Source organism: Bradyrhizobium sp. GW821-FHT12B03, assembly GCF_058807535.1.
This window is the reverse complement of record NZ_JBXAQU010000020.1, coordinates 170,824-177,589: the sequence shown is the minus strand read 5'-3', so window position 1 is coordinate 177,589 and position 6,766 is coordinate 170,824. Positions and strand designations below refer to the sequence as shown.

Genomic DNA, 6,766 nt, shown 5'->3' with positions numbered 1-6,766 from the left:
CGGTCTACCATTCTCTCGCAGGGCCTCTCGAGGGCGACCTGTCCGCACACGGTTCTCCATCGCAACCTCCTTCGCTGGGTGTTGCGACGAGTGATTGAATCCGCCCTGTGTATCTGGGTCTGATCCTTTCAACGCTCCCGGCACCAAAGACAAGAACGCGGAAGCGGTGCGCGGCTCGCGTTCGCAGAGTCGATCGAGGAACGCTGGCGGTAAATCAATCGCTTCGCGTTCGCTGGCGACCAACAATTCCGCGACACACGCGTCCAGCACCTCTCCCCTCAGCCCCGCAATAGATACGCCGTGAAAGCGTGCAATCTCCGTCGGCAATCCTTCCTGAGCGACGAGGAATAACGGGACAACCTTTGCTCCCGCCTGGCTCGCCATGCCAATCTCTTGGTTTACGTAGCGCGACTTTAAAGATGCTTCGCTAACCAGGACAAAAACGACGTCTGCGTCCGCCAAATTTGTCTTTATGGATGTGTACCACTCGTTGGAAGGCTGAAGAGAGCGCCTGTCCAGAAAGACCGAGACCCCGGCCCTTTCGCAGGCGTCTGCCACCGCCTGTGCGATTGGAGCGTCCACAGATGAGTAGCTGACGAACGCTCGCCGTACCGTCGTCATACCAGCCTTCGCTCAAGGGTTTCTGCCAGAGTTCGTTCGTCGATGCGACGAGACAAACTAATCCAATTTAGGGTTGCGGCAAAATCGAGGGTGAGGCTCACGGGGCCCTCACCAGTTCGCGAGGGGGATCCTCGCGTCCCATCCGTCATGGAGGCCGTTTTGTCTTGGAGTGTTGAGAAAATGGCGCGCCCGGAACGATTCGAACGTCCGACCCTCAGATTCGTAGTCTGATGCTCTATCCAGCTGAGCTACGGGCGCGTTTTTCGCGAACAGCGCGGGCTTGGCCCGCAGGCAGCCTCCGGACAGCGCCGGAGGGGTGCGAAAGAGCGCTTTGACTAACCGCTCTTGTCCCGGTTGGCAAGGTCCGGGATGAGGAGATTTTGCAGCGAGATGACGGTCTCTCCCCCGTCATTCCCGGGCTCGCGAAGCGAGAGGGGCGGAATCTCGCGCCAAAACCTCTGGATTCCGGGTTCGGCGCACTGCGTCGCCCCGGAATGACGGACAGTCCGGCCGCTGGCCGACTTACGCCCTCTGCCGCTCGTTGCGGATGGAGAGCAGTTCCACGGGGCGGTCGGGAATGACGATCCGGAAGGTGGCGCCGATGGTGCCTTCGACCAGGTGGATGTCGCCGCCATGGGCGCGGACGAGCTCGGCGGCGATGGCGAGGCCAAGCCCGCTGCCGCCGGGGCGGCCCGACGTCTGGAACGCCTCGAACAGATGGTCCCTGGTCTTCTGCGGGACGCCGGGGCCGGTGTCGGAGACCTCAAGGATCGCGACGGCGCCCTCGCGCTTGCCGGTGATCCGGATCTGCTGCGCGCCGCCCTCGGCCGAAGCATGGCTCTCCAGCGCCTGGGCGGCGTTGCGGACGAGGTTGAGCAGCACGCGGAACAGCTGATCGGGATCGGCATCGACCGCGAGGCCGCGCTCGATCGCGGCGACCCAGACGATCGCGGCATCGGAGGCGAGACCCGCGGTCTCGCGCACCTCGAGCACGACCGGCTCGATCAGGATCATGCGGCGGTCGGGCGAGGCCTCCTGGGCGCGGCCGTAGGACAGTGTCGACTGGCAGAAGGCGATGGCGCGCTCGAGCGAGCGCACCAGCTTCGGCGCAAAACGCTGCACCCGCGGATCCGGCACGCTGGCGAGCTGGTCCGACAGAAGCTGCGCCGACGCGAGCAAATTGCGCAGATCGTGGTTGATCTTGGAGACGGCGAGGCCGAGCGCGGCGAGCCGGCTCTTCTGATTCAGCATCGACATCAGATCGCGCTGCATGTCGGACAATTCGCGTTCGGCGACGCCGATCTCGTCGCTGCGCTGGCTCGGCACGATGATTCGCGCCGAACTCTCGGGGTTTTCGTGGAAGCCGACCAGGCTCGCGGTCAGCCGCCGCATCGGCCGTACGAACAGGTAATGCAGCGCGAGATAGACCAGGCCCGCGGTCAAGACCCCGATGATCAGCGCGACCACGACGACATTGCGGGAGAAACGGTACATCGACTGCCGCAGCGGCAATTCGTCGGTCACGATCTCGACGAACTGGGCATTGCCGACGCCGGGGCCGACGATGCGGATGGCCTGGTTGCCGGTCTCCAGCATCATCTGGAACGAGCCGGTGATCGCCTCCCACACGGTCATGTCGCGGAGGTCGACGTCGTGCTCGATCGAGGCGGGCAGATTGTCGCTGGCGAGCAGCCGGCGCTGCTGGCCCATCTTGATGGCGACGGCGCGGGCGTTGATGCTTTTCAGGATTTCGCGGGACAGCGAATCGGGAACCATGCCGAGCGGCGCGGCGTCGAGCACCAGCGCCGCCGTGTTGGCGGCGGCCACGCGGTCGTTCAGCCGGTTGACCCAGAAGTTGGCGATGGCGGGCACGTAGAGCAGGATCGCCGCGATCATCACCAGGGGGACGGTGAGCAGCAGCAGCTTGCCCGACAGCCCCAGCCCGGCAGGCCCGCGCGGCCGCATCGCCGGAGGGTCCGGCTGATCCGTATCCTGGATCGGCTGGAGGTCTGTCGCTGCCACGAAATTCGTCCTTACTGACTTGCCCGGTGAACGATCTGGCGGAGGAAGGATGCGGCCCGCCCCCGGTCCGGTCAAATTACAGATCGCTAATCTGCCAAGGTGGGATGTAAGCGCTGATCTGGCGAGTCGCTACCTCAAGGGTTAAAAACCCCGAACAAACAGCGATATTCACCGGAATCGTGCGTTCTTGCGACGTTGACGAAAACAAGACGCTCCCTTATAAGCCGGCCAAATTGTCCGCGATGACCCGGTGTGACGCCGGGAGCGGCTCTCTTGGGGCCGAAAAGGGCCCATTTTGGGCCGCATCTTCCGGACTTTCCATCAATTCTACAGGCAAATTGCCCGGTCAGCGGAGAAAAACCCGTGAAGCGGACTTATCAACCCAGCAAACTGGTGCGCAAGCGCCGTCACGGTTTCCGTGCCCGTCTCGCGACCGCCGGCGGCCGCAAGGTTCTCGCCGCCCGCCGCGCCCGCGGCCGCAAGCGTCTGAGCGCCTGACCCGGACCCCTTTTTGGGATTTCATCATGGATCGGCTGAGGCAGCGGGCGGATTTCCTCGCCGTTGCCAATGGCGCGCGGGTGAATAGTCCCGCGTTCGTCCTGCAAAGCCTTGACCGCAAGAGCCTTGACCACGACGACGGCGGCCCGATCCGGATCGGCTTCACCGTCACCAAAAAGAACGGCAACGCCCCCGAGCGCAATCGCATCCGGCGCCGGCTTCGCGAACTGGTGAAGCGGCTCGATCCGGTGTCGATGCAGCCCCACCATGATTATGTGCTGGTTGGCCGAAGGGACGCGCTCTCGCGCCCCTTCGCGACCATGCTCGACGACCTCCGCACGGCGTTCACCAAGCCCGCGCGGCAGGCGCCCAAGGGATTGTCGAAGGGACGCGGCCCAAGGACTGAGCGCACAAGGCCCGGCCCCGCTCCCGCCGCCAGCCGCAAACCCGATTGATGACGAGACACCAGTGATGACCGACAATCGCAATACCATCCTTGCCGTCATTCTGTCGGGCCTCGTCCTGATCGCCTGGCAGTATTTCTACAACGTGCCGGCGATGGAGAAGCAGCGCGCCCAACAGCAGGCGGCCGAGCTCCAGAAGACCACGCCGCAGCCGACGGCATCGGCAACGCCCGGCACAACCCCGCAGGCCGGCGCGGCCCAGCCGTCAACGCCGGGCGCGAGCCAGCAGGCCCAGCCGGTCGTTTCCCGCGAGACCGCGATTGCCGCCGGTCCGCGCGTGAAGATCGACACGCCGCGGCTGACCGGCAGCGTCTCGCTGAAGGGCGGCCGTATCGACGATCTCGCCCTGGTGCAATACCGCGAAACGGTCGATCCGAAATCGCCGGCGATCATCCTCTATTCGCCCTCGGGCACGGCAGAACCCTATTACGCCGAGTTCGGCTGGGTGGCGGCCACGGGCGTGACGGCGAAGATGCCCGATGCCCAGACCGTCTGGCGGCAGGACGGCAGCGGCAGCCTGACGCCGACGACGCCGGCGGTGCTGAAATGGGACAATGGCGAGGGCCTCACCTTCCGCCGCACCATCTCGGTCGACGAACACTATCTCTTCACGATCAAGGACGAGGTGAGCAACGTCGGCAACGCGCCGGTCACGCTCTATCCCTTCGCGCTGATCTCGCGCCACGGCACGCCGCAGGTCTCCGGCTACTACATCCTGCATGAAGGCCTGATCGGCTATCTCGATGGCCTGCAGGAATACGCCTACAAGAAGATCGACGAAACCAAGACGGTGAGCTTCAAGGCCACCAACGGCTGGCTCGGCATGACCGACAAGTACTGGGCCTCGGCGCTGCTGCCCGACACCAATGCCCAGCTTCAGGCGCGCTTCTCGTCGAACCCGACCGGCAACGTCCACACCTACCAGACCGACTATCTGCTCGACCCCGTCACCGTCGCGATCGGCGGCAGTGCGACCGCGAACGCGCGCCTGTTTGCCGGCGCCAAGGAAGCCGGCGTGGTCGGCATCAACTTCCCGCTCGCCGGGCACGGCGGCTACAACACGCAGCTCGGACTCAACCATTTCGATCTCCTGATCGACTGGGGCTGGTTCTACTTCATCACCAAGCCGATGTTCCTCGGCCTCGACTTCTTCTACCGCTTCTTCGGCAATTTCGGCATCTCGATCCTGCTCGTGACCGTGATCGTGAAGCTGCTGTTCTTCCCGCTGGCGAACAAGTCCTACGCCTCGATGGCGAAGATGAAGTCGGTCCAGCCGCAGCTTCAGGCGCTGAAAGAGCGCTTTCCCGACGACAAGGTGAAGCAGCAGCAGGAGATGATGGAGATCTACCGCAAGGAGAAGATCAATCCGGTCGCCGGCTGTCTTCCCGTGGTGATCCAGATCCCGGTGTTCTTCTCGCTCTACAAGGTGCTGTTCGTCACCATCGAGATGCGGCACGCGCCGTTCTTCGGCTGGATCAAGGACCTCTCCGCGCCCGATCCGACCAATCTGTTCACCCTGTTCGGGCTGATCCCGTTCGACCCGACCACGATTCCGCTGTTCGGCCACTACCTCGCGCTCGGCATCTGGCCGATCATCATGGGCATCACGATGTGGTTCCAGATGAAGCTGAACCCGACGCCGCCGGATCCGACCCAGCAGCTCATCTTCAACTGGATGCCGCTGATCTTCACCTTCATGCTGGCGGGCTTCCCGGCGGGTCTCGTGATCTACTGGGCCTGGAACAACACGCTCTCGGTGCTGCAGCAGAGCTTCATCATGCGCCGCAACGGCGTGAAGGTGGAATTGTTCGACAATCTCAAGGCGACGTTCGCGAAGAAGGCGACGTAACCGTCCGGCAAGTGCCTCAGTCATGCGGGCACAATGCTTCCAAGTCGTCATGCCCGGGCTTGTCCCGGGCATCCACGTTTTGGAAGCGTGCTCCGTGGCTAGACGTGGATGGCCGGGACAAGCCCGGCCATGACGAGAGGATAGACCGCTCGCATGAACGACAAGACCGACGAGCGACTGATCGAGGCCGGCCGGAAGCTGTTCGCGCGCGACTGGCAGTTCATCTGGGCCTCACCCTCGATTGCCACGCTGCCGCCGATGGACGGGATGGAGATCGCCTTTGCCGGCCGCTCCAATGTCGGCAAGTCGAGCCTGATCAACGCGCTCACCGGCCGCAACGCGCTGGCGCGAACCTCGCATACGCCGGGCCGCACCCAGGAGCTGATCTTCTTCGAGGTCCCCGGGAAGAATGACCTGCGTCTCGTCGACATGCCCGGCTATGGCTACGCCAAGGCGCCGAAGAGCCAGGTCGCGTCGTGGACCGAGCTGATCCACAAATTCCTGCTCGGCCGCGCCAGCCTCGCGCGCGTCTACGTGCTGGTCGACGCGCGGCACGGCCTGAAGGACGTCGATCTCGATATCCTCAAAACGCTCGACCGCTCCGCCGTGAGCTATCAGGTCGTGCTGACCAAGGCCGACCAGGTGAAGGCCTCCGAGCTGCAATCGCGCATCGCCGAGACCGAGGCCGCGCTGGCCAAGCACCCGGCTGCGTTCCCGAACGTGCTCGCGACCTCGTCGCGGAGCTCGACCGGCATGGAGAGCTTGCGCGCCGCGATGGCCAAGCTGCTGGAAGAGCGAAGCAAGTGATGGCTCGCCTGTTGATTGGGCTTGCCGGTTTGATGGGCGGCGCCGGCGTCGCGCTGGCCGCCGCCTCCGCCCATGGCGGCGATGCCAGCCGGCTTGCGTCGGCCAGCGCCATGCTGCTGTTTCATGCAACTGCCATACTTGCGACGACCGGATTGCTCGCGCGCGGCCTTCTGCACGGCGGAATTGGCCTCGTTGCCGCGTCCGGCTTCGTGATCGGCGCCGCGCTGTTCGCCGGCGACCTCACCTTGCGGCAATATGCGGGGCACGCGCTGTTTCCGATGGCGGCGCCGACCGGCGGAACGGTGATGATTGCGAGCTGGCTGGCGGTGACGCTGGCGGCGGTGGCGGCGAGTAAGTAGGTCCTCGTCCTTCTCCCCTTGTGGGAGAAGGTGGCGCGAAGCGCCGGATGAGGGGTCTGTCTCCGCGGATAGAGACCCCTCACCCGTCTCGCCGCTATCGCGGCGAGCCACCCTCTCCCACAAGGGGAGAGGGAAAGAACATCACT

General features: G+C 64.4%; 7 protein-coding genes and 1 tRNA gene. 5 read left to right on the top strand and 3 right to left on the bottom strand.

The features are described from left to right. The 3 genes from AC1RUR_RS30845 to AC1RUR_RS30835 all read right to left on the bottom strand — a co-directional run. On the bottom strand, positions 1-621 hold a 621-nt coding region (locus AC1RUR_RS30845; RefSeq protein WP_492851066.1), incomplete at its 3' end, for a toll/interleukin-1 receptor domain-containing protein. A 181-nt stretch (positions 622-802) separates the two neighbouring features. Next, positions 803-879 (bottom strand) — tRNA-Arg (locus AC1RUR_RS30840). 264 nt (positions 880-1,143) lie between these two features. Beyond that, positions 1,144-2,643, bottom strand: coding sequence for an ATP-binding protein (locus tag AC1RUR_RS30835; protein WP_492851058.1), 1,500 nt, complete (start codon positions 2,641-2,643; stop codon positions 1,144-1,146). A 363-nt stretch (positions 2,644-3,006) separates the two neighbouring features. On the opposite strand from AC1RUR_RS30835, the gene rpmH reads away from it, so the two are divergent. From rpmH to AC1RUR_RS30810, 5 genes are all read left to right on the top strand, one after another. Then, a complete protein-coding gene (gene rpmH / locus AC1RUR_RS30830; RefSeq protein WP_008542748.1) occupies positions 3,007-3,141 on the top strand; it encodes a 50S ribosomal protein L34 in 135 nt (44 codons plus the stop codon). Between the two features lie 26 nt (positions 3,142-3,167). After that, positions 3,168-3,596, top strand: a complete 429-nt coding sequence (gene rnpA, locus AC1RUR_RS30825) for a ribonuclease P protein component (protein ID WP_492851056.1) — start codon at positions 3,168-3,170, stop codon at positions 3,594-3,596. A gap of 16 nt (positions 3,597-3,612) precedes the next feature. Beyond that, positions 3,613-5,454, top strand: a complete 1,842-nt coding sequence (gene yidC, locus AC1RUR_RS30820; RefSeq protein WP_492851054.1) for a membrane protein insertase YidC — start codon at positions 3,613-3,615, stop codon at positions 5,452-5,454. Positions 5,455-5,607: 153 nt separating this feature from the next. Then, positions 5,608-6,261: a ribosome biogenesis GTP-binding protein YihA/YsxC gene (gene yihA, locus AC1RUR_RS30815; RefSeq protein ID WP_492851052.1), complete on the top strand. Its 654-nt coding sequence runs from the start codon at positions 5,608-5,610 to the stop codon at positions 6,259-6,261. Next, a complete protein-coding gene (locus AC1RUR_RS30810) occupies positions 6,261-6,620 on the top strand; it encodes a DUF423 domain-containing protein (RefSeq protein WP_492851050.1) in 360 nt (119 codons plus the stop codon). Before yihA ends, AC1RUR_RS30810 begins: the two co-directional genes overlap by 1 nt. The last annotated feature ends 146 nt before the right edge of the window (positions 6,621-6,766 follow it).